This is a genomic window from Streptomyces sp. NPDC002619, from assembly GCF_042889305.1.
Taxonomy (GTDB): domain Bacteria; phylum Actinomycetota; class Actinomycetes; order Streptomycetales; family Streptomycetaceae; genus Streptomyces.
The window spans coordinates 135,253-157,537 of the sequence record NZ_JBIAQV010000007.1 but is presented as its reverse complement, the minus strand read 5'-3'; the positions used below and the strand labels follow the sequence as shown (position 1 = coordinate 157,537).

Annotated in this window: 26 protein-coding genes; 13 read left to right on the top strand and 13 right to left on the bottom strand. The window is 71.1% G+C overall.

Annotated features, from left to right (window positions below):
• Nucleotides 1–10: 10 nt before the first annotated feature.
• Nucleotides 11–217: a ferredoxin gene (locus tag ACFYXB_RS15050; protein WP_389582109.1), complete on the bottom strand. Its 207-nt coding sequence runs from the start codon at nt 215–217 to the stop codon at nt 11–13.
• Between the two features lie 19 nt (nt 218–236).
• A complete protein-coding gene (locus ACFYXB_RS15045) occupies nt 237–1,505 on the bottom strand; it encodes a cytochrome P450 (protein WP_389581858.1) in 1,269 nt (422 codons plus the stop codon).
• Nucleotides 1,506–1,802: 297 nt separating this feature from the next.
• Here ACFYXB_RS15045 and ACFYXB_RS15040 point away from each other — a divergent pair, with 297 nt between their 5' ends.
• The gene (locus ACFYXB_RS15040; RefSeq protein WP_389581856.1) at nt 1,803–2,435 is read left to right on the top strand and encodes a LysE family transporter; all 633 of its coding nucleotides are present in this window, start codon (nt 1,803–1,805) and stop codon (nt 2,433–2,435) included.
• Between the two features lie 84 nt (nt 2,436–2,519).
• Nucleotides 2,520–2,969, top strand: coding sequence for a nitroreductase family deazaflavin-dependent oxidoreductase (locus tag ACFYXB_RS15035; RefSeq protein WP_389581853.1), 450 nt, complete (start codon nt 2,520–2,522; stop codon nt 2,967–2,969).
• 142 nt (nt 2,970–3,111) lie between these two features.
• Here ACFYXB_RS15035 and ACFYXB_RS15030 read toward each other — a convergent pair whose 3' ends face one another.
• Nucleotides 3,112–3,573 (bottom strand): pyridoxamine 5'-phosphate oxidase family protein, encoded by a 462-nt coding sequence (locus tag ACFYXB_RS15030; RefSeq protein ID WP_389581850.1) that lies wholly within the window; start codon nt 3,571–3,573, stop codon nt 3,112–3,114.
• Nucleotides 3,574–3,897: 324 nt separating this feature from the next.
• On the opposite strand from ACFYXB_RS15030, the gene ACFYXB_RS15025 reads away from it, so the two are divergent.
• Nucleotides 3,898–4,929, top strand: coding sequence for a 7-epi-alpha-eudesmol synthase (locus tag ACFYXB_RS15025; RefSeq protein ID WP_389581847.1), 1,032 nt, complete (start codon nt 3,898–3,900; stop codon nt 4,927–4,929).
• A gap of 54 nt (nt 4,930–4,983) precedes the next feature.
• Here ACFYXB_RS15025 and ACFYXB_RS15020 read toward each other — a convergent pair whose 3' ends face one another.
• The 5 genes from ACFYXB_RS15020 to ACFYXB_RS15000 are packed head-to-tail and all read right to left on the bottom strand — an operon-like array spanning nt 4,984 to nt 9,460.
• Nucleotides 4,984–6,231: a cytochrome P450 gene (locus ACFYXB_RS15020; RefSeq protein ID WP_389581845.1), complete on the bottom strand. Its 1,248-nt coding sequence runs from the start codon at nt 6,229–6,231 to the stop codon at nt 4,984–4,986.
• On the bottom strand, nt 6,228–6,833 hold the full coding sequence (locus ACFYXB_RS15015; protein ID WP_389581842.1) for an ATP/GTP-binding protein: 606 nt from the start codon (nt 6,831–6,833) through the stop codon (nt 6,228–6,230). The genes ACFYXB_RS15020 and ACFYXB_RS15015 overlap by 4 nt, the downstream gene beginning before the upstream one ends.
• On the bottom strand, nt 6,814–7,224 hold the full coding sequence (locus ACFYXB_RS15010; RefSeq protein ID WP_389581840.1) for a DUF742 domain-containing protein: 411 nt from the start codon (nt 7,222–7,224) through the stop codon (nt 6,814–6,816). Before ACFYXB_RS15010 ends, ACFYXB_RS15015 begins: the two co-directional genes overlap by 20 nt.
• Nucleotides 7,221–7,631, bottom strand: a complete 411-nt coding sequence (locus ACFYXB_RS15005) for a roadblock/LC7 domain-containing protein (protein ID WP_030043913.1) — start codon at nt 7,629–7,631, stop codon at nt 7,221–7,223. The genes ACFYXB_RS15010 and ACFYXB_RS15005 overlap by 4 nt, the downstream gene beginning before the upstream one ends.
• 5 nt (nt 7,632–7,636) lie before the next feature.
• Nucleotides 7,637–9,460 (bottom strand): ATP-binding protein, encoded by a 1,824-nt coding sequence (locus ACFYXB_RS15000; protein ID WP_389581836.1) that lies wholly within the window; start codon nt 9,458–9,460, stop codon nt 7,637–7,639.
• Between the two features lie 304 nt (nt 9,461–9,764).
• On the opposite strand from ACFYXB_RS15000, the gene ACFYXB_RS14995 reads away from it, so the two are divergent.
• Nucleotides 9,765–10,127 carry a DUF1304 domain-containing protein gene (locus ACFYXB_RS14995; protein WP_389581833.1) on the top strand — a complete coding sequence of 121 codons (363 nt, stop codon included), beginning with the start codon at nt 9,765–9,767 and terminating at the stop codon, nt 10,125–10,127.
• Nucleotides 10,124–10,687, top strand: coding sequence for a TetR/AcrR family transcriptional regulator (locus ACFYXB_RS14990; protein ID WP_389581830.1), 564 nt, complete (start codon nt 10,124–10,126; stop codon nt 10,685–10,687). Before ACFYXB_RS14995 ends, ACFYXB_RS14990 begins: the two co-directional genes overlap by 4 nt.
• 4 nt (nt 10,688–10,691) lie before the next feature.
• On the opposite strand, the gene ACFYXB_RS14985 is transcribed toward ACFYXB_RS14990, so the two are convergent.
• Both ACFYXB_RS14985 and ACFYXB_RS14980 read right to left on the bottom strand, forming a co-directional pair.
• The gene (locus ACFYXB_RS14985; RefSeq protein ID WP_389581827.1) at nt 10,692–11,549 is read right to left on the bottom strand and encodes a hypothetical protein; all 858 of its coding nucleotides are present in this window, start codon (nt 11,547–11,549) and stop codon (nt 10,692–10,694) included.
• Nucleotides 11,550–11,616: 67 nt separating this feature from the next.
• A complete protein-coding gene (locus ACFYXB_RS14980) occupies nt 11,617–12,573 on the bottom strand; it encodes a GlxA family transcriptional regulator (protein WP_389581824.1) in 957 nt (318 codons plus the stop codon).
• A 71-nt stretch (nt 12,574–12,644) separates the two neighbouring features.
• Here ACFYXB_RS14980 and ACFYXB_RS14975 point away from each other — a divergent pair, with 71 nt between their 5' ends.
• On the top strand, nt 12,645–13,595 hold the full coding sequence (locus tag ACFYXB_RS14975) for an NADP-dependent oxidoreductase (RefSeq protein WP_389581821.1): 951 nt from the start codon (nt 12,645–12,647) through the stop codon (nt 13,593–13,595).
• A 207-nt stretch (nt 13,596–13,802) separates the two neighbouring features.
• A complete protein-coding gene (locus ACFYXB_RS14970; RefSeq protein ID WP_351349253.1) occupies nt 13,803–14,195 on the top strand; it encodes an anti-sigma factor antagonist in 393 nt (130 codons plus the stop codon).
• A 33-nt stretch (nt 14,196–14,228) separates the two neighbouring features.
• On the opposite strand, the gene ACFYXB_RS14965 is transcribed toward ACFYXB_RS14970, so the two are convergent.
• Together ACFYXB_RS14965 and ACFYXB_RS14960 are read right to left on the bottom strand one after the other, a co-directional pair.
• Entirely contained in the window at nt 14,229–15,182 is a 954-nt protein-coding gene (locus tag ACFYXB_RS14965) for a ribose-phosphate diphosphokinase (protein WP_389581819.1), read from the bottom strand.
• A gap of 60 nt (nt 15,183–15,242) precedes the next feature.
• Nucleotides 15,243–15,959 carry an SDR family oxidoreductase gene (locus ACFYXB_RS14960; RefSeq protein ID WP_389581817.1) on the bottom strand — a complete coding sequence of 239 codons (717 nt, stop codon included), beginning with the start codon at nt 15,957–15,959 and terminating at the stop codon, nt 15,243–15,245.
• Nucleotides 15,960–16,030: 71 nt separating this feature from the next.
• Here ACFYXB_RS14960 and ACFYXB_RS14955 point away from each other — a divergent pair, with 71 nt between their 5' ends.
• The 4 genes from ACFYXB_RS14955 to ACFYXB_RS14940 all read left to right on the top strand — a co-directional run bounded on the left by ACFYXB_RS14955 (nt 16,031) and on the right by ACFYXB_RS14940 (nt 19,572).
• Entirely contained in the window at nt 16,031–16,840 is an 810-nt protein-coding gene (locus ACFYXB_RS14955; RefSeq protein WP_389581815.1) for a helix-turn-helix transcriptional regulator, read from the top strand.
• 154 nt (nt 16,841–16,994) lie between these two features.
• Nucleotides 16,995–17,657, top strand: coding sequence for a DUF4230 domain-containing protein (locus tag ACFYXB_RS14950; RefSeq protein WP_389581812.1), 663 nt, complete (start codon nt 16,995–16,997; stop codon nt 17,655–17,657).
• 65 nt (nt 17,658–17,722) lie between these two features.
• Nucleotides 17,723–18,208 carry a VanZ family protein gene (locus ACFYXB_RS14945; protein ID WP_389581809.1) on the top strand — a complete coding sequence of 162 codons (486 nt, stop codon included), beginning with the start codon at nt 17,723–17,725 and terminating at the stop codon, nt 18,206–18,208.
• A gap of 131 nt (nt 18,209–18,339) precedes the next feature.
• Nucleotides 18,340–19,572 carry a ricin-type beta-trefoil lectin domain protein gene (locus tag ACFYXB_RS14940; RefSeq protein WP_351349236.1) on the top strand — a complete coding sequence of 411 codons (1,233 nt, stop codon included), beginning with the start codon at nt 18,340–18,342 and terminating at the stop codon, nt 19,570–19,572.
• Nucleotides 19,573–19,632: 60 nt separating this feature from the next.
• Here the strand turns inward: ACFYXB_RS14940 and ACFYXB_RS14935 are convergent, their stop codons facing one another.
• On the bottom strand, nt 19,633–19,878 hold the full coding sequence (locus ACFYXB_RS14935) for a hypothetical protein (RefSeq protein WP_351349234.1): 246 nt from the start codon (nt 19,876–19,878) through the stop codon (nt 19,633–19,635).
• A gap of 115 nt (nt 19,879–19,993) precedes the next feature.
• Between ACFYXB_RS14935 and ACFYXB_RS14930 the strand changes: the two genes are divergently transcribed.
• Together ACFYXB_RS14930 and ACFYXB_RS14925 are read left to right on the top strand one after the other, a co-directional pair.
• Nucleotides 19,994–21,022, top strand: a complete 1,029-nt coding sequence (locus tag ACFYXB_RS14930) for a PHP domain-containing protein (protein ID WP_389581806.1) — start codon at nt 19,994–19,996, stop codon at nt 21,020–21,022.
• A gap of 292 nt (nt 21,023–21,314) precedes the next feature.
• Nucleotides 21,315–22,280, top strand: coding sequence for an SDR family NAD(P)-dependent oxidoreductase (locus ACFYXB_RS14925; RefSeq protein ID WP_389581803.1), 966 nt, complete (start codon nt 21,315–21,317; stop codon nt 22,278–22,280).
• The last annotated feature ends 5 nt before the right edge of the window (nt 22,281–22,285 follow it).

The window sequence follows — 22,285 nt, the reverse complement described above, 5'->3', positions numbered from 1 at the left end:
CGGGCTGACATCAGGCCGCGGTCTCGGTCTCCTTCACGTTGATCGCGCTGACCGGGCAGGCGCGGGCCGCCTCCCGGACCAGCGGGTCGCCGGCGCCGTCCTCCCGGCCGGGGAGCAGCGTGCTGTAGCCGTCGTCGTCCTGAGTGAAGACGTTCGGGGCGGTCAGTGCGCACTGACCCGCGCCGATGCAGAGGTCCCTGTCGATCTCGATCTCGATGTGCATGGGAGGAAGCCTCTTACCAGCTGACGGGGAGTTCCAGCATCCCCTGGATCGTGTCGCCCGGTTTGAAGGGGATCTCCTCGGGCGGGGCGGCCAGCCGGAGCGTGGGCAGCCGCTCGAGGAGGGAGCCGAGGGCGATCTCCATCTCGGCGCGGGCCAGGTTCTGGCCCAGGCACTGGTGGATGCCGAAGCCGAACGCGACGTGGTGGCGGGCGGGGCGGTGCCAGTCGAGGTCATCGGGCTCCTGGTAGACGGACGCGTCGCGGTTGATCACCGAGGTCGAGAAGAGCACCCCTTCCCCGGCCCGGATCGTGGTGCCGTCCACCTCGATGTCCTCGGTGGCCTGGCGCAGCAGCCCGTCCGCGATGGACAGCATCCGCATCAGCTCCTCGACGGCGTCGGGCAGCAGTGCGGGGTCGGCGCGGACTTCGGCGAGCCGTTCGGGGTGCTGGAGCAGCGTGTACGTGCCGAGGGAGATCATGTTGGCGGTCGTCTCGTGGCCCGCGACGAGCAGGATGACGGCCAGGGAGACCAGTTCTGCGCGGTCCGGCGTGCCGTCGCGCAGGTGTCGGCGGACGAGTTCGTCGAGGATGCCGTCGCCGGATTCCGGCCGTGCGCTCCTGCGGTCGATCAGCCCGCCCAGGTAGTCCTCCAGCCGGTCGCGGGCGTCGAGGGTGTCGGCGGCCTCGGGACCGCGCAGAAGCCGACGTGACTGCTCCTCGAAGAACTCGTGGTCGGCGTAGGGAACGCCGAGCAGAGCGCAGATCACCATGGACGGCACGGGCAGGGCGAAGGCGCTCACCAGCTCGGCGGGCGGGCCCTGCGCGATCATCGCGTCCAACTGCCCGTCGACGATCCGCTGGATGTCGGGGCGCAGCTCCGCGGCTCGTCTGACGGTGAACGAGGGGATCATCATCCGGCGCTGGGTCCGGTGCTCGGGGTCGTCGACGCCGAGCAGAGCGGCCCGGCGGCGGTCCTGGATCGCGGCGAAGCGCGCCGTGGGGGCGGGGAAGCCGGGGCGGGTACGGTCGGTGGACAGCCGGGGGTCGACGAGCAGCGCACGGGCGGTGGAGTGGCCGGTGACCACCCAGACCTGGCGGCCGTCGAAGAGGGTGCCGCGGGCCAGCGGGCGCCTCTCGCGCAGCGGGGCGTAGGCGGTCGGCGGGTGGTAGGGGCAGGTGCGGCTCTGCGGGAAGCGGACGGGCTCGTCCGACCCCGTCGGGGCAGTGGATTCCGTCGGGGCGGTGCGTTGCGTCAGGCCCGTCGGGTCCGTCAGTTCCGTCATGGAAGACCTCGCAGACGAAGAGTGCGAGTACGTCGTGTCGATCTTCATTAGATGCCCCAGGCACCCAGGGGGCGACGTCAAGTTCGGCCAGATGGGTGATCCGCCCGATCTGGCCCGTCTTCACACGTCCGGCCGTGGATTCGCGCCGAAATTCGGTTGCCATTGCCAAGCTGCGGGCCGCAGGATGCGGCGTATGTCCTCCTGTGAAGCCTACCTGCCGCCCACGTCCGCCGCCGTTCGCCGGGTGCCGGACCTGCAGCAGCCCGGCCGTCCACCGAGGACCGGTTCCTCGCGCCCGTGACGGCCGCGCTCGTCGCCGGCCTGATCGCCGGCTACGGCATCGCGATACCCGTCGGTGCCGTCGGAACCTATCTCGTCTCCCTCACCGCTCGTACGTCCCTGCGGACCGGGGCCTGCGCCGCGCTCGGCATCGCCAGCGCCGACGGCCTCTACGCCCTGCTGGCCACGGTCGGCGGCTCCGCCGTCGCGGCGGCGCTGCGCCCGCTGCTCGGCCCCCTGCGCTGGGCGTCGGCCCTGGTGCTGGTGGCACTGGCAGTGCTGGGCACGGTCTCCGCCCTGCGCCACTACCGCGAGCCCCGGCCCGGCACCCGCCCCGACCGGCCGGTGCCGGGCCCCGCGAGGGCATATCTCGGCTTCCTCGGGATCACCCTCCTCAACCCCACCACTATGATCTACTTCGCCGCGCTGGTGCTCGGTACCCGCACCTCCGACGCGGTCCGCCCCGTGGAGGAGGCCGTGTTCGTGCTGGCGGCCTTCGCGGCCTCCGCGAGCTGGCAGCTGCTGCTCGCCGGCGGCGGGGCGCTGCTCGGCCGCGCGCTGACCGGGCGGCGGGGGCGGCTGGTGACGGCACTGCTGTCCAGCGGTGTCATGCTCGCGCTCGCCGTACGGATGGCGCTGTCGCCCCTGTGACGGCGCGGTACGGATGAATCACGCGCGGCCGGGTGTTGAATCACGATGTCAGACAGCCGTGTTCCGACGAGGGGACGAACAGCAATGCCTCTTGAGGGCGAGTACGAGCCCAGTCCGGCCCAGTGGGTGCAGGAGCAGGTCGAGTTGTACGAGAGCTCCGGCGGCACCAAGGGGACGACTCTCCTGGACACGGGACTGCCCGTGATCCTGCTGACCACCCTGGGCGCCAAGAGTGGGAAGATCCGCAAGACCCCGCTGATGCGGGTGGAGCACGAGGGCACGTACGCCGTGGTGGCCTCGCTGGGCGGCGCGCCCAAGCATCCGGTCTGGTACTTCAACATCAGGTCCGAGCCGCATGTGGAGCTCCAGGACGGGCCGGTCAAGCAGGATATGACCGCCCGTGAGGTCACCGGTGAGGAGAAGGCCCAGTGGTGGGAGCGGGCCGTCGCCGCTTTCCCGCCCTATGCCGAGTACCAGGAGAAGACGTCCCGGGAGATCCCGGTGTTCGTCCTCGAACCGGTCGCCGGGAGCTGATTCAGGCCGGGGATCCGTGTGTTCCGGAAAATTCCGTTCCCGGAACGCATGAACGGTCTTCGGCCCGGGCACCCGTGCGTCAGGCCCCGCCGCGCTCCCCCGTCGCGGCGGGGCCCTTTCCTGCCCCTCGCCCCGGCCCCGGTCAGTCCACGAGCCACTTCCCGTCGCGCATCAGGTCGCGGCCCGCGATCTCGTTGGCCTCCCGCCAGGCCTGGATGCGCCGCGGGCGGATCCGGAAGTACAGGTAACGGGCCTCCATGCGGCGCGGGTCGAAGCCGGTCTCCGCGGCGAAGCGGTCGGCCTCCGCGTCCGGGAGTTCGGCGAGGGTCAGCGGCTCGGCGTCGCCTTCGACCATCACCACGTCCCGAGTCGGTCCGATGCCGAGGCGCGCGGTGCGGGTCGCCGTGAGGTTACGGCCGGTGGGGCTCGCGGCGGGCGTGGCGAGCAGCAGGGTCGAGCCGTCCCACACGAAGGACAGCGGCACGAGGTACGGCGCTCCCCCCTCGGCGGCCGCGGTGGCGACCCAGACGTCCTCGTCGTCCCGGAGCCGCCGGAGGGTGTCCTGTCTGCGCTGCTGGGCGGTGCGGGCGGGCGGCTGGTTCATCGTCGTACGGCCTCCTCGTGAGCGGTGTCGTGGGTATGACGTCGGGGCGGCGTCCGGTGTGACAGTCACCGCCCGATCCGCTCTTCACGGGCGGGCTCGGCCCCTGTGAACAAGGGCGCGAGAGCGTACGCGGCTCATGAGGCATCAGCAGTAACACACGTCACGGACAGGGCACGGTGTAGATCATTTAGGCTCGGGGCAGCCTCGTAGCACTTCATGGTCAACTTGCTTGCCACGAAGCGCAGTTCGAGTGCGCCGGCGGTGACCCTGCCGCCCGCTCGCAGGGCCGGGGGACTCTGCGTTCCGTCTCCCGAAAGGACACACATGCCTCAGGACGTCACTTTCGACCTGCCCTTCGACACACCCGTCAGTGAGCATCTGGAGTTAGCGCGGGCGCGGCATCTGCGCTGGATCTGGGACATGGGCCTGGTACGCAGCCAGGCCGGGTTCGAGGAGTACCGGTCCTGGGACCTGCCGCAGGCCGCCGCCCGCACCTACCCGTACGCCTCGGCGGACGACATGGTCGTCCTGATGAACTGGTTCTCGCTGGCCTTCCTCTTCGACGACCAGTTCGACGCCAACCAGCCGGACCGCGCCGACCGGATCGCGGAGGTAGCGCGCGAGCTGATCGTGACACCGCTGCGCCCGGCCGGCAGCCGTCCCCGGGTGGTCTGCCCGATCACGGTGGCATGGGCTGAGGTCTGGGAACGCCTCTCGGATGGCATGTCCCTGACCTGGCAGACGCGGTTCGCGGCCTCCTGGGGGCGGTTCCTGGTGGCGCACTGCGAGGAGGTGGACCTGGCGGCCCGGGGGCTGGCCGGGACGCTGAACCTCGACGAGTACGCCGCCTTCCGCCGCCGTACGGTCGGCATCCACCACAGCATCGACGCGGGCGAGCGCAGCCGCCGCTTCGAGGTGCCCGCGCAGGTACAGGCGCATCCGCTGATGGAACGGATGCGTGATCTGGCCGCCGACACCATCGGGTTCATGAACGACATCCACTCCTTCGAGCGCGAGCGGCGCCGGGGAGACGGTCACAACCTGATATGCGTCCTGCAGCGGGAGCGGCGCGGCTCCTGGCAGGAGGCGGCCGACGAGGCGTACCGGATGACGACGGACTGTCTGGAGGAGTACATCACGCTTGAGGCGCAAGTCCCCCGGATGTGCGACGAGTTGGTCCTCGACGAGAGCGAGCGGTCCCGGGTGGCCCTGGGAGTGGAGGCCATCCGGCACTGGATCAACGGCAACTACGAATGGGCCCTGACCACCGGCCGCTACGCGGCGGCCAAGGAAGGCCCCGCGGCCACGGCCGAACGGGCCGGCCGCGGCTCGGTGGACGACCTGCTCGCGGTTTGAACTTGGCGGTGCGGCGCCGCCGTCGGGTGGGACGGCGGCCCCGCACGGCTCCACTCAGGCCGCGAACTCGACGGGGAGGCTGTCGAGCCGTGACTCCCAGGTGGAGGCCGTCGAGGTGAGTTCCTCCGGGGGCACTGCCAGGCGCAGGCCCGGCAGTCGGTGCAGCAGGACGTCGACGGCCGTCTCGATGATGGCCTGGCCGAGGTTCTGCCCCGGGCATTCGTGCGGTCCGGCGCTGAAGGCCAGGTGCGACTGGTTGCCGGCGACCGAGACCTCGGTGTCCGGGCGTACCTCGGGGTCCGTATTGCCCGCCGCGAGACCGAGGACCAGCAGGTCGCCCTCCTTGATCGGGCAGCCGCCGAGCTCCAGGTCGGAGGTGGCGAACCGCCCCGGCAGCACGGCGAGCGGCGGGGTGTTCCACATGACCTCCTCCACCACGGAGGACAGGGTGAGCTGCCCGCTGACAAGACCGGAGCGCAGGGCGGGGTCCGTGAGGACCAGATGGAGCGCCCGGGCCAGCAGGTTGCTGGTCATGGTGTGGCCCGTGATCAGCACCAGGCGCAGATGGTTGACGAGTTCGTCCTGGTCGAGGCCCGCGCGGTGCTCGATGAGTCCGCTGGCGAAGTCGGAGCCCGGTTCCGCGCGCTTGCGGGCGGCGAGTTCCGTGAGTACGGCCATGATCTTCTCGTTGTGCGTGAGCGCGTCCGCGCCGCCCTTCATGACCTGGTGGCTGGACTCGGCCAGGCTGCGCCCCTCGCTCTCGGCCAGGCCCACGACCCGGGTGAGGACCAGCATCGGCAGATGGTCGGCGAACTCCGTCACCAGGTCGGCGCGGCCGGTGTCGGCGAAGGCGTCGATCTGCTTGTTGGCGAAGTGCGTGACATGGCGGCGGATGCCACGGCCGGTCACCCCGTGGAGGTTGTCGGTGACGGCGGCGCGCAGCCTGCGGTGCGGTTCGCCGTCCTGGGAGACGCAGTCGGGGCGCCAGCCGAGCATCTGGATGAGGGGCGAGGTGTCGGCGACCCGCCCCTCCTTCCAGTCCCGCCAGATCCGTGAATCCCGGCTGAACTGCAGCGGGTTGTCCAGCACGCGCCGGTTCTCGCGGTAGCCGAGCACCAGCCAGGCGGGGATGTCGCCCTCCAGCAGGATGGGGGCGACGGAGCCGTGCCGGTCACGCAGTTGTGCGTAGATGCCGTGCGGGTCGGTCGCGGCCTGTGGGCCGTACAGCCGGGTGACACCGGCGCCGTGCGCGACGGGGCAACCGCCGCCCCGGGCGTCGTAGCCGTGGGGCTGGTCGTTCATCGGGACTCCAGCGCGACGGCCGAACGGTCCTGCAAGTGGCGTATCAGCGCGACGAGTACGTCACGGCTGGAGGCCCTGTCGCGGGCGTCGCAGGCCACGACCGGGATGTGCGGGGAGATGTCCAGGGCGTCCCGGATCTCGTCGACCGGGTAGTCCTTGGAGTCGGGGAAGACGTTCAGAGCGACGACGAAGGGGACGTTCTGCCGCTCCATCTCCTCGATCGCCCGGAAGCTGGAGGCCAGCCGGCGGGTGTCCACCAGGACGACCGCGCCGAGCGCGCCCTTGAACAGGCCGTTCCACAGGAACCAGAACCGCTCCTGGCCCGGCGTCCCGAACAGGTAGAGCATCAGGGTGTCGTTGATGCTGATCTTGCCGAAGTCCAGGCTGACGGTGGTCTCGGCCTTGTCGGCGATGCCGATGAGACGGTCGGAGCCGGCGCTCGCCTGGGTGAGGGTCTCCTCGGTGGTGAGCGGCTTGATGTCGCTGACGGAGCGGACCATGGTCGTCTTGCCGGTGCCGAACCCGCCGGCGATCATCACCTTGACCGAACGGGTGCCCCCCGTGGTCGGCCGGCCGGGATGGTCAAAGCCTTTGAAGTCCACTGAGTACCTCCTGAAGGAGCGCGAGGTCGGGCCCGCGTCCGGCGTGGTGTGCCGGGATGGGGTCGCGGGCTTCGACACGGCCTGCGTCCAGCAGATCCGTCAGCAGCACCGCGAGAATGTTGAAGGGCAACCCGAGGTGGGCGCCGAGTTCGGCCACCGACAGCGGATCGCGGCAGCGCCGGACTATCTCCTCGTGCTCGTGCTGCATGCCCTGTACGGGGGCGGTGCGGGAGACGATGAGGGTCGCCACGTCGAGGCTCGACGCCGACCCGCTCGGTCCGCTGCGCCCCTTGGTCAGGACGTAGTAGCGCTCGAGACCTTGGGGGTCCCCCCTGCTCGAGCGAAGCCGAGAGCTTGGGGGTGGGTCCGTGGGCCGGCGGGGAGCACTCATCCAGAGTGCTCCTCCAGGCGCGGAGTGGTGCCGAGGAGCTCGCCCATACGGCGGGCCAGGTCCCTCATCTGGTGTCCGAGCAGGCCCTGGTCGAGGCCCTCGCGGGCGAGGACGCCGAGATATGTCTCGACACCCGCGCGGACGACGAACAGATGGCCCCCGTCGACCTCGATCATCGCGAGCCGCAACTGGCCCGCGTACTTGGGGAATTGCTCGGCGACCGGCTGGGCCAGCGCCTGCAGGCCCGCCACCACGGCCGCGAAGCGGTCCACGTCGTCGGGGTCCTCGGCGCCGAAGGAGGTGATGGCCTTGCCGTCGCTGGAGGCCACGAGGGCGAAGCGGATCTCCGGGATGCTCTCCACCAGATCGCGGAGCGCCCAGCTCACGTCGGTTCCCTGTTGCGTCATGTGGACTAGTCGCTCTCTTCCGTGCGGTGCTCGGTGGACTCGCCGGCGTCGGACGGTCGGTCGTCGGGCGCGTGCGCTGCGGACTCCGGTGGGCGGTCCGTCGTACCGGGCCCGGCGGATTCGCGTCCGGCGGCCGACGGCTCGTGCTCGCCGGGGCGGTGGCCGACAGAGGCCGACGGCGTGGCGGCGGTGTCGCGGCCCGCGGTGGCGAAGGCGGCGAGGCCCGCGAAGGACTCGTCGGGCGGGACGGCCGAGACGCTGCCGGTCTGCGCCGTTCCGGACCGGGGCTGCTCGTCCTCCTCGCGCCGCCTGCTGCGGCGCCGGGGCAGTCCGCCGGGCGTGGTGTCCTCGGCGTCGGGGGTCGCGGCCGGGGCTTCGGCGACGACCGGGCCGCCGGTCGCCGCGGGGGCCGAGGCCTCGGTCACCGAGGGGGCCGACGCAGGGGGCGCGCTGGCCGTCGGCAGCGGGCTGAAGTACTTGTGCGGGACCACGACGACCACCGAGGTGCCGAGCCAGGGCGAGTCGGCGAAGGTGACGCGGATGCCGTAGCGGCGGGCGAGGATGCCGACGACCCGCAGGCCGATGTTGGCGTCCTCCGAGATACCGCCGAGGCCGGGTCCGGCCGCGGTGCCCGCGAGGGACTGCTCCGCCTCGCGCTTCTTCTCCTCGCTCAGGCCCTTGCCGGAGTCCTGGATCTCGATGCCGACCCCGTTCGGCACCTCCTTGCCGGAGACGAGCACCGGCTCCGTGGGCGGCGAGTAGCGGGCCGCGTTGTCCAGGAGGTGGGCGAAAATCAGCGTGAGGTGGTCCACCAGGCCGCCGTCGACGCCGAGTTCGGGCAGGTGCCGTACCTCGATCCGGTGGAAGTCCTTGATCCGGCCGATACCGCCGCGTACCACGCTCAGCAGCCGCTGCGGCTCCTGCCACTGGCGTCCGGGCCGGTCCGAGCCGCCGAGCACGCCGATGCTGGCGGCGAGACAGTCGGCGGGGCCGATCTCCTGGTCGAGTTCCATCAGGCCCTGGGCCACGGCGGGCAGCCGCCCGTGCGCGCCCTGCATCTCGTGCAGCCGGCCGCGGAGCTTGCTGGTGAGCACGTGGATCCGGTTGCCGATGCTGATCACGGACTGCTCGGCGGAGGTGGAGCGGTTGAACTCCTCCTCGACGCCGATCAGCGAGGTCCGCAGGATCCGGCGCAGATCGGCCTGGACCTCCTGACCGACCTTCCCGGAGTCGTCCGGGGCGGGCAGCAGGTCGTCGATGCCGTCGCCCTCGCGCAGCCGGCGCAGCGCCTCGGGCAGCTGCTCGTCGGCGAGCCGGGTGACCGAGGCCCGCTGGTGTGCGAGCTGGCCCTGCCAGACCTCGGCCTGGTCGGCGAGCTGGGCCTCGTAGGATGTGGCCTGGTCGGCGAGTCGTTCCTCGTACGCGCGGGAGTTTTCGGCGAGTTGGGCCTCGTACGACGCCGTCCGGTCATCGAGCCGGGCCTCGTAGGCGTCCGTGTGCTCGGTCAGCTGCGCCTCCAGGCCGGCGCGCTCCGCGCTGAACTTCCGTTCCAGTCCCAAGACGTGCTGCTGCCACTGCTGGGAGCGCTCGGCCTGGGTGGTGCGGAAGTTGCCTTCCGCCCGGCCGAGTTGCTTGCGCGTGCGGACAAGGAGCCGTACGCACACGGCACTTGCGGCCGTCGCGGCGGCGCCGGCGACGACGGCGGTTATTCGCTCCGAGCTCATGAACGTGGCGGCAACCGTCCCGCCGGCTAAGCCCAGTGGCATCAGCCACCAGCTGTACCAGGCGACAGGGGCCCGCGCCGCCGGTGGCGGAGTGGCGACTTCCATCTGCATCCTTCGAACGCGACACGACTGAAGAAAGGGGGGTGTGCAAAGGCCGCACTCATGAGTACGCACGGCGAGCCGACTTCAGGCGGTCACGTCAACTCGCGGTGACGCACAGGAGCCTATCGGGTACGACCCCTGAAAGATCAAACTCGAGGGTCCACGAGCGTGAGGGATCCGCCACTCTCCGGGAGGAGCCCAAGAGTCGACAAACCCCCTTGCTGACAAGGAAACTTGGCGACCCTCCTAGACAGCTGTCTCGCTATGATGGACACCTGTCCAAGAAGCGGGGAGGGGTCCGTCGGTCATGGAAATCGTGGCGAACGTGCTGGTGGGGCTGGTGGCCGCGCTGCACGCGTACATCCTGTTGCTGGAGATGTTCCTCTGGGAGAAGAAGCCGGGCCGGGGGCTGCACGGCTTCGACCCGGAGTTGGCCCGGGCGACCGCCCGACTGGCCGCCAACCAGGGCCTCTACAACGGCTTCCTGGCGGCAGGTCTGGTGTGGGGTCTCATCGCCGCGGATCCGACCGGATTTCGCGCCCAGGTGTTCTTCCTGTCGTGCGTCGTGGTCGCAGGTGTGTACGGCGCGCTCACCGCGAACCGCCGCATCCTGTTCGCGCAGGCGCTGCCCGGCGCGCTCGCCCTCGTCGCCGTCCTCGCGGCCCGGTGAGCCGTCCGGCGCCCGAGGACCCGCGGGCCGCTCGCACCAGAGCGCGGCTGCGCGCGGCCCTGCTCGAGGAGTGCGCCGAGCGGCCGCTGGCGGACGTGGGCGTCGCGGCGCTCGTGCGCCGGGCCGGGGTGGGCCGGGCCACGTTCTATGTGCACTACGACGGCCTGGAGGCGCTGGCCGTCGACGCCTGCGCGGACGTCGTACGGGAGGCCGTGGACGCCCTGCACGCCTGGCGCGGGCGGCCCGATCCGGTACACGCTCCGCCCGCGCTGCGCCAGTTCTTCGCGGGCCTCACCCCGCACGCAGGCCTTTACCGGGCCCTGCTCGCGCCGGGCGGGGGCGGGCCGCTCGGCCGGGTTCTGCACCGGGACCTGCGGGCCCGCAGTCTGGCCGAGCGCGAGCTGGCGGGCGCCGCGGACGCCCCGCTGGTCGCCTCGGCCGTGGCCGCCACGTTCGCGGGGGTCCTGGCCGACTGGCTGCACGGACTGCTGGCGGGCACGTCCGACGAAGTCGCCGACCAGGTCTGGCAGTTGCTGGTCGCCCTGCACCGCAGCCGGTGACCGGTCAGCGGCAGCCCAGGCCCTGCTTCACCAGCGGCCAGGCCTCGACGCCGTCGTGTGTGCGGACGTACGCCGTCGAACGGTCGTCGGTCAGCCACAACTGCCGCTCCCCGTACCGGTATCCGGTGTCGTGGGCGCCCGCGGGCATACGGACGTCGCCGTCGTACGGGGCCGTGAGCATGACGTCGGCGTCGAGCACGCCGTCGGGGTCGCGGGCGTAGCTGCGTTCGTCCTGGCCACGGCCCAGGTGCAGGAAGTGCGCCCGCTGCCAGTCGCAGTGCTCGGCGCCCGGGTAGCTGCTGATCTCGGCGACGGGTGCCCGCCGGCCTGCCCGGTCGGTCCAGATCTCGTAAGACTGGTGGTTCGTGAAGCTCGCCGGGAGTTCGGCCGGGTCGCAGGAGGCGCTGGTCTCGGGACCCCAACCGGGGCGCTCCTTCTGGTCCTTGGCGACCACGACCGCCACCTTGGTCCGGCCGCCGACGTCGTAGGAGTAGAGCACGCGGTCCGCCTCCTCGCGCTCGACGCGGTAGCCCTGTTCGGGGAGGCCCGGCTCGAACATGTCGAACCAGAGGTTCAGCCCCTCCTCGGGTGTGGCGCCGCCGTCCCTCCTGCTCCAGCCGTCGGGGCCGTCGCCCTGGTAGATCTCCCCGTCGCACTCCAGCGCCCGGCCGGCGGCGCCGGACGCGGCGCGTTCGGCCTCGGGGGTGTTCTCGTCGCGGAACTCGGTCGGGACGTACAGCGGACCCCTGTACGGCGCGGCCGGGGGCGTGCCCTCGACCACCAGGTCCTGCCTGCCTCCGTCGCCGCACGCCACCGCCGTCACGGCCGCCAGCACCGTCACCGCCACCAGACCTCTGTGCATGCCCGCCCCTGTTCCTCGACCCGTGTTCCGCTCCTGCGACGCGGGAGGGCGCGGAAACGTTCGGGGCTCAGCGGGCCGTCTGGAACGTACGCCGGTACGCCTGCGGGGACACCCCGATCGCCGCGTGCAGATGCTGGCGCAGGGAGGCGCCGGTCGCGAAGCCGACCTGGCCTGCGATCCGGTCCACGGACAGGTCGCTGGATTCCAGGAGGTGCCGGGCGCGGGCGACGCGCTGCTGGATGAGCCAGCGGCCGGGGCTGAGGCCGACCTCGTCGTTGAAGCGGCGGGCGAAGGTGCGCAGACTCATCCCGGCGTGGCCGGCGAGGTCGGTCAGGGCGAGCGGTTCGCCGAGGTGTTCCAGGACCCAGGCCCGGGTGGCGGCCGTGCTCGCGGCGCCGGTGACCGGGACGGGCTGCTCGATGTACTGGGCCTGGCCACCGTCGCGGAACGGGGGGACGACGCAGCGGCGGGCCACCTGGTTGGCCAGTTCACTGCCGTGGTCCGTGCGCACGAGGTGCAGGCAGACGTCGACTCCGGAGGCGGCTCCGGCCGAGGTGAGGATGCGGCCGTCGTGCACGAACAGGACGTCCGGGTCGAGGTCGACCTGCGGGTAGGCGCGCTGGAACCAATCGGCCACCTGCCAGTGGGTGGTGGCCCGGCGGCCGTCGAGGAGGCCGGCCGCGGCGAGGACGAAGGCGGCCGTGCAGATGGAGACGATGCGGGCGTCCGAGCGGATCCGCGCGAGCGCGGCGGCGACCTCGGCGGACAGTTCGGTGGGGATGCGCGACGGCTCGACGGAGGCCACGACCACGGTGTCGGCGGTGGCGAGGATCTCGGGACCGTGGTCGACGGCGACCGAGAAGTCCGCGTTGGTCCGCACCGGTCGGCCGTCGACTGTGCAGGTCAGCACCTCGTAGCGGTCGTCGGCCGCGCCGAGGATCCGGCTGGGGATGCCCAGCTCGAAGGGGTAGACGCCGTCGAGGGCCAGCACGACGACCCGTTCCGTTCTCCGTACACCACGCATGGCACGATCCTAGCGAAGCTTGGCAATCGTGCCGTTTCCCGGACGGGCGCGGCCCGGCAGGCTGGGTGACCATGAGCGATGTGAACACCATGCGAGTCATCAGCCAGGACGTCCTCGGTGGCCCCGAGGTGCTGAAGTGGGTGGAGGTGGAGCGGCCTGCGCCGCGCCCCAACGAGGTACTGGTCCGGGTGCGGGCGGCCGGCGTCAACCCGACCGACTGGAAGCACCGCGCCAATGGCGGCTTCCTCGGCGCGCCGCCCTTCGTGCTGGGCTGGGACGTCTCCGGGGTGGTCGAGGAGATCGGGATCGGCGTGGCCGCGTTCAAGCCCGGGGACGAGGTCTTCGGCATGCTGCCCTACCCGTTCGGCCACGGCTCGCACGCCGAGTACGTCATCGCGCCGGCCCGCGCCCTCGTCCACAAGCCGGCCGGCATCGACCACACGCAGGCGGGCGCGCTGCCGCTGGTGTCGCTGACGGCGTGGCAAGCACTGGTGGAGACGGCGGACCTGCGGGAGGGGCAGCGCATCCTGGTGCACGCGGCGGCCGGCGGCGTCGGCCATGTGGCCGTGCAGATCGCCAAGGCGCGCGGCGCGCAGGTGATCGGCACGGCGAGCGCGGGCAAGCACGACTTCCTGCGGGAGATCGGCGTCGACGAGGCGATCGACTACCGCAGCACCGACTTCACCGAGGCGGTGCGGGACGTGGACGTCGTACTCGACACGATCGGCGGCGACAACGCGCTCGGCTCGCTGCGCGTGCTGCGGCCGGGCGGGATCGTGGTGTCGATCCTGCCGGTCGGCTCGAAGGACTTCTACGAGGAGGCCGGACGGCTCGGCGTGCGCGCGGTCCGGATGCTCGTGGACGCCGATCGGGCCGGCATGCGGGCGATCACGGATCTGATCGAGTCGGGCAGCTTGCGCGCGACGATCGCAGGGGCTTTTCCGCTGGCCGATGCGGCCAAGGCGCACGAACTGGGCGAGACCGGTCGGACGACGGGGAAGCTGGTTCTTCTGGCCGACTGATCAAGCAGACCGATCAAGCCGACCGACCGGACCGAGCAGACCGAGCAGACTGTTCGGGCTGATCACCCTGAACCGCCAGGCCATCAAAAGGTTGCCCCTCAAACCCGAAGACATATGTCAATCGAACATGCTCAAATTCCTTCTATCGAGGGTAACTTGCATGGGCGGGGTACGGAGTTCTCGGCACGGGTGGGAGGTGATGTCGTCGTGCGCCAGGAACCGCGCCACGAGCCCGCGCCGCTCCCCCGGCACCTGCGCGTCCACGAGGACCGCGGGCACACGGTGGTGGAGCTCCGGGGCGAGATCGACATCGCGGCGGCCGCGGAGATCGGCCCGTACCTGGACCGCGTGACGGACCGGCCCGGCGCCCGGGTGGTGATCGACCTGCGGCACATCGAGTTCTTCGACTGCTCGGGCCTGCGGCTGATGTACCGGGCCCGCAGCCGGGTGCTCGACCGCGGCGGCCAGTTACAGCTCGTGTGCACCCATCCGCTGACCCTACGCGTCTTCCGGGTCACCGGTCTGTCGCGGCTTCTGCCGCCACGCGCGACGCTGGACGCGGCCCTGGGGCAACCCGAGGCCACGTCCGGCTCGTTGTGATCGCTTCCGCCGTCACAGCCGGCGGTGCGGGATCTATTCGCCCCGAGGTGCGTCGAACAGGGCGCTGACGGACTCACCGTTGTGAATGCGCCGTACGGCCTCGGCGAGCGCCGGCGCGATGGACAGCACCCGGAACTTCTCGGTGTGTTCGGCCATCGGAACCGGCACGGTGTTGGTGCACACGATCTCCAGCACGTCCGGCTGATCGCTCAGCCGCTTGAGCGCGCCCGCCGCGAACAGCCCGTGCGTACAGGCCACCCGGATCGAGCGCGGGCCCAACTCCCGCAGCCGCTCCAGGAGTTCCAGCACGGTGCTGCCCTTGGCGATCTCGTCGTCCAGCACGATGACGTCCCGCCCGGTCACCTCCCCGATCACGGCGCTGATGCTCACCCGGTCGTCCGCGAACCGCTGCTTGGCGCCTGCGGCCACCTGGGCGCCGATGAGCCGGGCGAAGGCGGCCGCCTCCTTGGCGTTGCCGAGGTCGGGCGAGACGACGGTGGTCCGGCTCAGGTCGTACTTCCGGAAGTGCGCGGCGAGTTCACGCAGCGCGTGCAGATGGTCCACCGGCACCGAGAAGAACCCGTGCACCTGGGGCGAGTGCAGGGTCATGGCGAGGACGCGGCTCGCGCCCGCCGCAACCAGCAGGTCCGCGACCAGCCGCCCGCCGAGCGAGATGCGCGGCTCGTCCTTCTTGTCGGAGCGGGCGTAGGAATAGTGCGGCATGACGACCGTGATGCGGCCCGCGGAGGCGCCACGGGCCGCGTCGCACATCATCAGCAGTTCGACGAGGTGCTCCTGGACCGGTCGGACCAGGGGCTGGATCAGAAAGACGTCCCGCTCCCGGCAGTTGGCCTGGAGCTGTACCTCCAGACAGTCGTTGGCGAACCGGCTGACCCGGATGGGGCTGAGCGGCACACCGAGATGGGTGCACACGTCCCGGGCCAGTTCGGGGTGGGCGCTGCCGCTGAACACGGCGATGTCTCGCACGATCCGCTCCTCGCCTGATCATTAAGGGCTGCGGTTCATGCTACTGACGCCCCAGGAGACTCACCACGGCACGGGGGTGCCGTCCCAGGAGAAGAAGCCGGCGGTGGGGCCGTCGTCCGGCAGCAGGGCCAGCCGTACGGCGCCGCGCGCGGCCTCGGACGGGTCGCCGTCCGAAGCGGCGGCTCTGGGGTTGAGGTCGGTGGCGCGCAGCCCGGGGGCGAGCGCGTTGACCTTGAAGCCCTCGTCGGCGAGGGTCAGGCCGTACAGCACGGTGAGGGCGTTGAGGGCGGCCTTGGAGGAGCGGTACGCGGCGGCGCCGCCGTTTCCCGGAGTGAACTGCGGGTTGGGGGTCGTGCTCCAGGTGAGCGAGCCGGTGCCGCTGGAGACGTTCACGATCCGGGGGTGCGGGGAGCGGCGCAGGGCGGGCAGGAAGGCGTTGGTGACCTCGACGACTCCGAACACGTTCGTCTCGTACGTCCGCCGGAACTCCTCTGCGCTCGAGGCGGCGGGGAGGTCGAGTGTGACGGAGATGCCCGCGTTGTTGACCAGGACGTCGAGGCGGTCCACCTGGGCGGCGGCTCGCGCGATGCCGGCGGCGTCCGTGACGTCGAGGACGAAAGGACGCGCGTCGCCGCCGATCTCCTCGGCGGCCCACTCGCCGCGCGCGCCGTCCCGGGAGCCCACGTGGACGGTGAAGCCCTCCTCGGCGAGCAGGCGGGCAATATGCAGGCCGATGCCCTTGTTGGCACCGGTGACGAGTGCTGTGCGATCGTTCATGACAGCCACGGTTCCCTGACCACCGCCGCCCTGCCAGGGACCGTTCGTACCAGGCAGCCGGAGGAGGCAGCATGGCGAGGCAGGAACTGGCCCGCTTCCTGCGGGACCGCCGGGCGGGTCTGCGCCCTCACGAGCTGGGGCTGCCCGCGGACACACCGCGCCGCACCCCGGGTCTCAGGCGCGAGGAGGTCGCGGAACTTGCCCACATGTCGGTGGACTACTACATCCGCTTGGAACAGGCCCGCGGCCCCCGGCCCTCCCCCGCGATCCTGGACGCGCTCGCGGAGACGCTGCGGCTGACGCCCCCCGAGCGCAGCCATCTGTTCCGGCTGGCGGGATCGACCGTACCGCCCGGCAGTCAAGCGGTACGGCGGGTGCGGCCGCACGTGGCCCGGATGCTGGAGCGGCTGCCGGAGACGGCCGCGATCGTCACCGACGCGGCCTACGGGCTGGTCGCCTTCAACCCGCTGGCGCGGGTCCTGCTCGGCGACGACCTGGGGCGGCGGACGACGAACCTGGCCCGGCGGCGATTCCTCGGCGAGGGGCGGATGTACGAGAGTTCCAGCGCGGAGCAGTTCGGGCACATCGTGGTGGCACGGCTGCGCCGGGCCGCCGTCCGCTATCCGCACGACGCCCAACTCGCCGCACTGCTGGGCGAGTTGCGGGCGGGCAGCGAAGAGTTCCGGCAGATCTGGGAGACCCACCCGGTGCACGCCCCCGGCCATCGCACCAAGACCCTCGACCATCCGGTGCTGGGCCGGCTCCGGCTGAACTGTGACGTCCTGCTGGTCCCGGAGGACGACCACGAGGTCGTCCTGATCACGGCGGACCCGGGATCACCGTCGGCCCGCACGCTGCGGGAGCTCGCGGCAAGGGCTTGACCGCACTGGGTCGGCCGCACGAAGTCGGCCTGCCGCCGCGGCCCTGCGCCGGTCGCGCCTCCATCAGATGTACCAATTCGTCAACAGGCGTGTCCGGCCGTGTCTGGCACGGGACTTGATGGGCATTCGCTCTCCAGAAAGGAGGGCCGTCCGTATGACGACTACCCTCGGGCGCCTGCCCAGGCGTATGCCCGGCTGGGCGAAGGTGGTGACCGCCTTCGTGCTGGTGCTCGGCGTGCTGTTCGCCGGCATCAGGCTGGCCGTACTGCCCGGCATCAAGGACGTGTTCGGCACCGAGACGCGCGACCGCTCCGGCCCCACGCTGCTCAAGTCCATTCAGGACATGAGCCGTTACGACGCGGCGTCCGGCACCTTCCAGGTCGTGGTGGACCTGGAGAAGGACGCGAAGTTCCTGCCCGACGCGATCCGCGGCACCCGCACCCTGTACATCGGCGCGGGCACCGTCGAGGCGTACGTCGACCTCGGCAAGGTCGACGAGGGCGACGTGACGGTCGACGCGGACCGTACGTCGGCCACGCTCCGGCTGCCGCACGCGCGACTCGGCACACCGGCCCTCGACCCCGACCACTCCTACGCCGTGTCCAAGCAGCGCGGCCTGCTCGACCGGCTCGGCGACCTCTTCTCGGACAACCCCAACAGCGAGCAGGCCGTGCAGAAGCTCGCCGTACGGCACATCGGCGCGGCGGCGAAGGACAGCGGGCTGACCACACGGGCCGAGACCAACACCACCGCCATGCTGGACGGTCTGCTGGGCTCGCTCGGCTTCGAGGAGGTGCACGTCTCGTACGGCACGTGACTCTCGTACGGCACATGACCCAGCCGCGTACAGCGTGGACGTCGACGACAGGAGGGACGGACGAGATGGCAGGCAGCGCCACGTCCTTGCGCCGCGTACTCCCGTTCCTCCTTCGGCTCCTGGCGATGCTGTGCGCCTTCGTGGTCATGGTCGCGTTCGCGGTCGTGCTGGCCCGGGTCACTTTGGAGCCGTCGCGCGCGTCCGTGGCGCTCGCACACACCAATCTGCGTCCGGGCCGCTCGATGAAGGCGTATCTGGACCAGCCCGAACTGCGCGACGCCGTCAGGCAGATCGGCGGGAACATCGTCCTCGGCATCCCGTTCGGCGTGCTGCTGCCGGTGCTCGTGCCGCGGGCGCGCGGGGTCGTGTGGGTGCTGCTGCTCACCGCGGCCGTGATGCTGCTGGTGGAGCTGGCGCAGGGCTCGCTGGTCGCCGGGCGGGCCTTCGACATCGACGACGTCATCCTCAACACCACTGGGGCGCTGATCGGTTACCTCCTTCTGGGGCGGCGACTGGGACGAGTGGTGCACAGCGCCGGCAGGAAGCGGTGAATCTCGAGTACTGGTCCGGACCAAAGTATTGACGGACCCTTATCTCACTTCTTAAATCAAGAGGCGACGCCTTCACCCCCCACCTCAGTCGGCGCGCCCGTGTCCCGGGCCGCCGTACGGAAGGGAGAGCAGTGGCCGCCCCACGCCTGCTCCGCAGATGTCTTTTCGCCGCCCTGTCCGCCGCGCTCGTCGCGTCCGCCGCGATCGGTTCCGCGCAGGCGGACACCGCGGGCGGCGCCAGCGCCGCCGCCGTGACGTTCTCCGACAACTTCGACGGGGCCGCCGGTTCGGCCGTCGACTCCTCGAAGTGGCAGATCGAGACCGGCGACAACGTCAACAACCACGAACGGCAGTACTACACGTCGGGCAACAAGAACGCCGCCCTGGACGGCCAGGGCCATCTGGTGATCACCGCCCGGCGCGAGAATCCGTCCAACTACCAGTGCTGGTACGGCACTTGTCAGTACACCTCGGCCCGGCTGAACACCTCCGGGAAATTCACCGCGCAGTACGGGCACGTCGAGGCCCGGATGAAGATCCCGCGGGGCCAGGGCATGTGGCCCGCGTTCTGGATGCTCGGCACGCCGGTCAACTGGCCGGACTCCGGCGAGATCGACATCATGGAGAACGTCGGCTTCGAGCCGTCCACGATCCACGGCACGATCCACGGCCCCGGCTACTCCGGCTCGGGCGGTATCGGCGCGGGCTACACGCTGCCGAACGGACAGGCCTTCGCGGACGCCTTCCACACCTTCGCCGTCGACTGGGCGCCGGACTCGATCACCTGGTCCGTGGACGGCAACGTCTACCAGCGGCGCACACCCGCCGACCTGGGCGGCAAGACGTGGGTGTTCAACAAGCCGTTCTTCCTGATCCTGAACCTGGCGGTCGGCGGTTACTGGCCCGGCGACCCGGACGGCTCCACCCAGTTCCCGCAGCAGCTGGTGGTGGACTCGGTGTCGGTGACGACGAGTGACTCGGCGACCGGCGGCGCCATCCACGGCCTGGCCGGCAAGTGTGTGGACGTGGCCGGGGCGAACTCCGCCAACGGCACCCCCGTACAGCTCTACGACTGCAACGGCACCGCCGCCCAGCAGTGGACGGTCGGTTCGGACGGCACGCTGCGGGCGCTCGGCAAGTGCCTGGACGTCACGGGCAACGGGACCGCGGACGGCACGAAGGTCCAGCTGTGGGACTGCACGGGCGGGGCCAACCAGAAGTGGGCGCTGCCCGCCGCGCGCGACATCGTCAACCCGCAGGCGAACAAGTGCTTGGACGTCACGGACAACAACTCCGCCAACGGCACACGCCTGCAGATCTGGACCTGCACGGGCGGCGCCAACCAGAAGTGGACGGTGGGCTGAGCCGGACGGGGTCTAGGGGGTGTCTTCCGGACCATGCGGGCCTGGTCCGGAAGACACCCCCTAGCGGGCCACCCAGGTGAACTTGTCGCCGCCGACCCAGCGGACGACCGCCGGGTCGTCCAGGTCGTGGACGGTGATGCCGAAGATCGAGCAGACCTGCAGGACATCGGTGATGGTCTTCGCCTCCGCGACCACTTCGCCGTCGATCTCCACGATGCGGAAGGGCGGGTCCCCGGGCCTGCGCTGCATCACTCCGAGGACCAGGATCCGCGGGTGGGAGATGTGTGGGCTGGCTATTTCGGTCATGCATAGAGCGTAGAACGCAACCGCCGAGTGTGTGTGACGTGAGTCACTGAGGCGTCGGCCACCGGCCGTCGTGCGGTGCGGCGGGGGCTGGGGAACCCTTGTGGTGGAGGTGGCCATGGATCCCCTCGAGGCACTGGACCGGATCGCCTTCCTGCTGGAGCGGTCCCTGGCCCCCACGTACCGCGTACGCGCCTTCCGTACGGCCGCCCGGATGCTGGAGGCGCTGCCCGCCGCCGAGATCGCCGAGCGCGCCACCGCCGGGACGCTGGAGTCGCTCAAGGGCATCGGCCCGAAAACCGCGCAGGTGGTGCGCGAGGCCCTGGCCGGGCAGGTGCCGGAGTATCTGCGAACCCTGGAGGACGAGGCCGGCGGCCCGCTCAGCTCCGGTGGAGCGGCACTGCGCGAGCTGCTGCGCGGGGACTGCCATCTGCACTCCGACTGGTCCGACGGGGGCAGCCCGATCGAGGAGATGGGGCGTACGGCGGCCTGGCTCGGCCACGACTGGGCGGTGCTCACGGACCACTCCCCCCGGCTGACCGTGGCGCGCGGCCTGTCGCCGGAGCGGCTGCGCGAGCAGCTGGCCGTGGTGGAGCGGCTGAACGCCGCCTGGGCGCCGTTCCGGCTGCTCACCGGCATCGAGTGCGACATCCTCGAGGACGGTTCGCTGGACCAGGAGCCCGAGCTGCTCGACCGGCTCGACGTGGTCGTGGTCTCCGTGCACTCCAAGCTGCGGATGGACGCCCCCTCGATGACCCGCCGGATGGTGACCGCCGTACGCGATCCGCACGCCGACATCCTGGGGCACTGCACGGGGCGGCTGCTGTCCGGTGAGCGGCGGCGGCCGGAGTCGACGTTCGACGCGGACGCCGTATTCGCCGCGTGCGCCGAGTCGGGCACGGCCGTGGAGATCAACAGCCGTCCGGAGCGGCTCGACCCGCCAAGGCGGCTGCTGCGCCGGGCCGTCGAGGCGGGCGTGCTCTTCTCGATCGACACCGACGCCCATGCGCCCGGACAGCTGGACTGGCAGATCCTGGGGTGCGCCCGCGCCGAGGAGTGCGGGGTACCCGCCGAGCGGGTGGTGAACACGTGGACCGCGGCTCGGCTGCTGGCCTGGACCCGGGAGGGCCGCATTACGGTGGGGTGACGCAAATCACCGCTGGGCCGTGCGAACGGAGGGAACACCCAGGGGTGGTTGCCCGTTGAGCAAGCCGTGGGTGCGGATGGGACAGTGTCCCCGGGCCTCACCTTTTGCCCACAGGGACGATCGTTGGGCTGAAGTCCTGTGGAGCCTTTCGCCGAGAGGCGACCGCCAACCGTGCCCACCGCTTGGCCGCCCCGACCGTGATTCCCCCGTCGCGGTCGGGGCTTCTCTCGTTGCGGCGCTTGCGACACTTCCGTTTGACTTCGAGAGCACTCCAATTCGTAGCGTTCCAGGCATGAGCGCTACTGCACAGCACAAGATCGGTTCTGGTTTCGGCGCGGACAGCACCGCCGACGACGTCCTGCGAGGCATCGACCTCACCGGACGGCTCGCGATCGTCACCGGCGGTTACTCGGGCCTCGGCCTGGAGACCACCCGTGCGCTGACCAAGGCGGGCGCCCGCGTCGTCGTGCCCGCGCGGCGCGCCGGCAGCGCCCGCGAGGCCCTGACCGGCCTCGACGGCGTCGAGGTGGACGAGATGGACCTCGGCGACCTGGACAGCGTGCGCGGCTTCGCCGAGCGCTTCCTCGCCTCCGGCCGCACGGTCGACTACGTGATCAACAGCGCCGGGATCATGGCGTGCCCCGAGACCCGGGTCGGGCCCGGCTGGGAGGCCCAGTTCGCCACCAATCACCTGGGGCACTTCGCCCTGGTCAACCGGCTCTGGCCGGCCATCGAGCCGGGCGGCGCCCGGGTCGTGTCCGTCTCCTCCCGCGGCCACCACTTCTCCGGCATCCGCTGGGACGACGTCCAGTGGCAGCGCGGCTACGACAAGTGGCAGGCGTACGGCCAGGCGAAGACGGCGAACGCGCTGTTCGCCGTCCACCTCGACCGGCTCGGCCGGGACGCCGGAGTACGGGCGTTCTCCCTGCACCCGGGCGGCATCATGACCCCGCTCCAGCGGCATCTGCCCAAGGAGGAGATGGTCGAGCGCGGCTGGATCGACGAGGACGGCAACGTACTGAACCCGGAGGGCTTCAAGAACCCCGAGCAGGGCGCGGCCACCCAGGTGTGGGCGGCCACCTCGCCCCAGCTCGACGGCATGGGCGGGGTGTACCTGGAGGACTGCGACATCGCCGAGCCCGCGGTAGACGGCGACGAACGGTCCGGGGTGAAGGACTGGGCGACCGATCCGGCGCAGGCGGCGCGTCTGTGGGAGCTGTCGGCGGAGCTGACCGGCGTGAACGCCTTCACCGCGTGACCGTC

Excerpts from the sequence above, each read along its gene's own strand:
- ACFYXB_RS15010 (WP_389581840.1), bottom strand. The coding sequence starts at position 7,224 with ATGAGTGCTCCCCGCCGGCCCACGGACCCACCCCCAAGCTCTCGGCTT.
- ACFYXB_RS14950 (WP_389581812.1), top strand. The coding sequence starts at position 16,995 with ATGACGACTACCCTCGGGCGCCTGCCCAGGCGTATGCCCGGCTGGGCG.
- ACFYXB_RS14985 (WP_389581827.1), bottom strand. The coding sequence starts at position 11,549 with ATGCACAGAGGTCTGGTGGCGGTGACGGTGCTGGCGGCCGTGACGGCG.
- ACFYXB_RS15020 (WP_389581845.1), bottom strand. The coding sequence starts at position 6,231 with ATGAACGACCAGCCCCACGGCTACGACGCCCGGGGCGGCGGTTGCCCC.
- ACFYXB_RS14980 (WP_389581824.1), bottom strand. The coding sequence starts at position 12,573 with ATGCGTGGTGTACGGAGAACGGAACGGGTCGTCGTGCTGGCCCTCGAC.
- ACFYXB_RS14945 (WP_389581809.1), top strand. The coding sequence starts at position 17,723 with ATGGCAGGCAGCGCCACGTCCTTGCGCCGCGTACTCCCGTTCCTCCTT.
- ACFYXB_RS14995 (WP_389581833.1), top strand. The coding sequence starts at position 9,765 with ATGGAAATCGTGGCGAACGTGCTGGTGGGGCTGGTGGCCGCGCTGCAC.
- ACFYXB_RS15045 (WP_389581858.1), bottom strand. The coding sequence starts at position 1,505 with ATGACGGAACTGACGGACCCGACGGGCCTGACGCAACGCACCGCCCCG.
- ACFYXB_RS14925 (WP_389581803.1), top strand. The coding sequence starts at position 21,315 with ATGAGCGCTACTGCACAGCACAAGATCGGTTCTGGTTTCGGCGCGGAC.
- ACFYXB_RS15025 (WP_389581847.1), top strand. The coding sequence starts at position 3,898 with ATGCCTCAGGACGTCACTTTCGACCTGCCCTTCGACACACCCGTCAGT.
- ACFYXB_RS15005 (WP_030043913.1), bottom strand. The coding sequence starts at position 7,631 with ATGACGCAACAGGGAACCGACGTGAGCTGGGCGCTCCGCGATCTGGTG.
- ACFYXB_RS15030 (WP_389581850.1), bottom strand. The coding sequence starts at position 3,573 with ATGAACCAGCCGCCCGCCCGCACCGCCCAGCAGCGCAGACAGGACACC.
- ACFYXB_RS15035 (WP_389581853.1), top strand. The coding sequence starts at position 2,520 with ATGCCTCTTGAGGGCGAGTACGAGCCCAGTCCGGCCCAGTGGGTGCAG.
- ACFYXB_RS14930 (WP_389581806.1), top strand. The coding sequence starts at position 19,994 with ATGGATCCCCTCGAGGCACTGGACCGGATCGCCTTCCTGCTGGAGCGG.
- ACFYXB_RS14935 (WP_351349234.1), bottom strand. The coding sequence starts at position 19,878 with ATGACCGAAATAGCCAGCCCACACATCTCCCACCCGCGGATCCTGGTC.
- ACFYXB_RS15000 (WP_389581836.1), bottom strand. The coding sequence starts at position 9,460 with ATGGAAGTCGCCACTCCGCCACCGGCGGCGCGGGCCCCTGTCGCCTGG.
- ACFYXB_RS14955 (WP_389581815.1), top strand. The coding sequence starts at position 16,031 with ATGGCGAGGCAGGAACTGGCCCGCTTCCTGCGGGACCGCCGGGCGGGT.
- ACFYXB_RS14975 (WP_389581821.1), top strand. The coding sequence starts at position 12,645 with ATGAGCGATGTGAACACCATGCGAGTCATCAGCCAGGACGTCCTCGGT.
- ACFYXB_RS14960 (WP_389581817.1), bottom strand. The coding sequence starts at position 15,959 with ATGAACGATCGCACAGCACTCGTCACCGGTGCCAACAAGGGCATCGGC.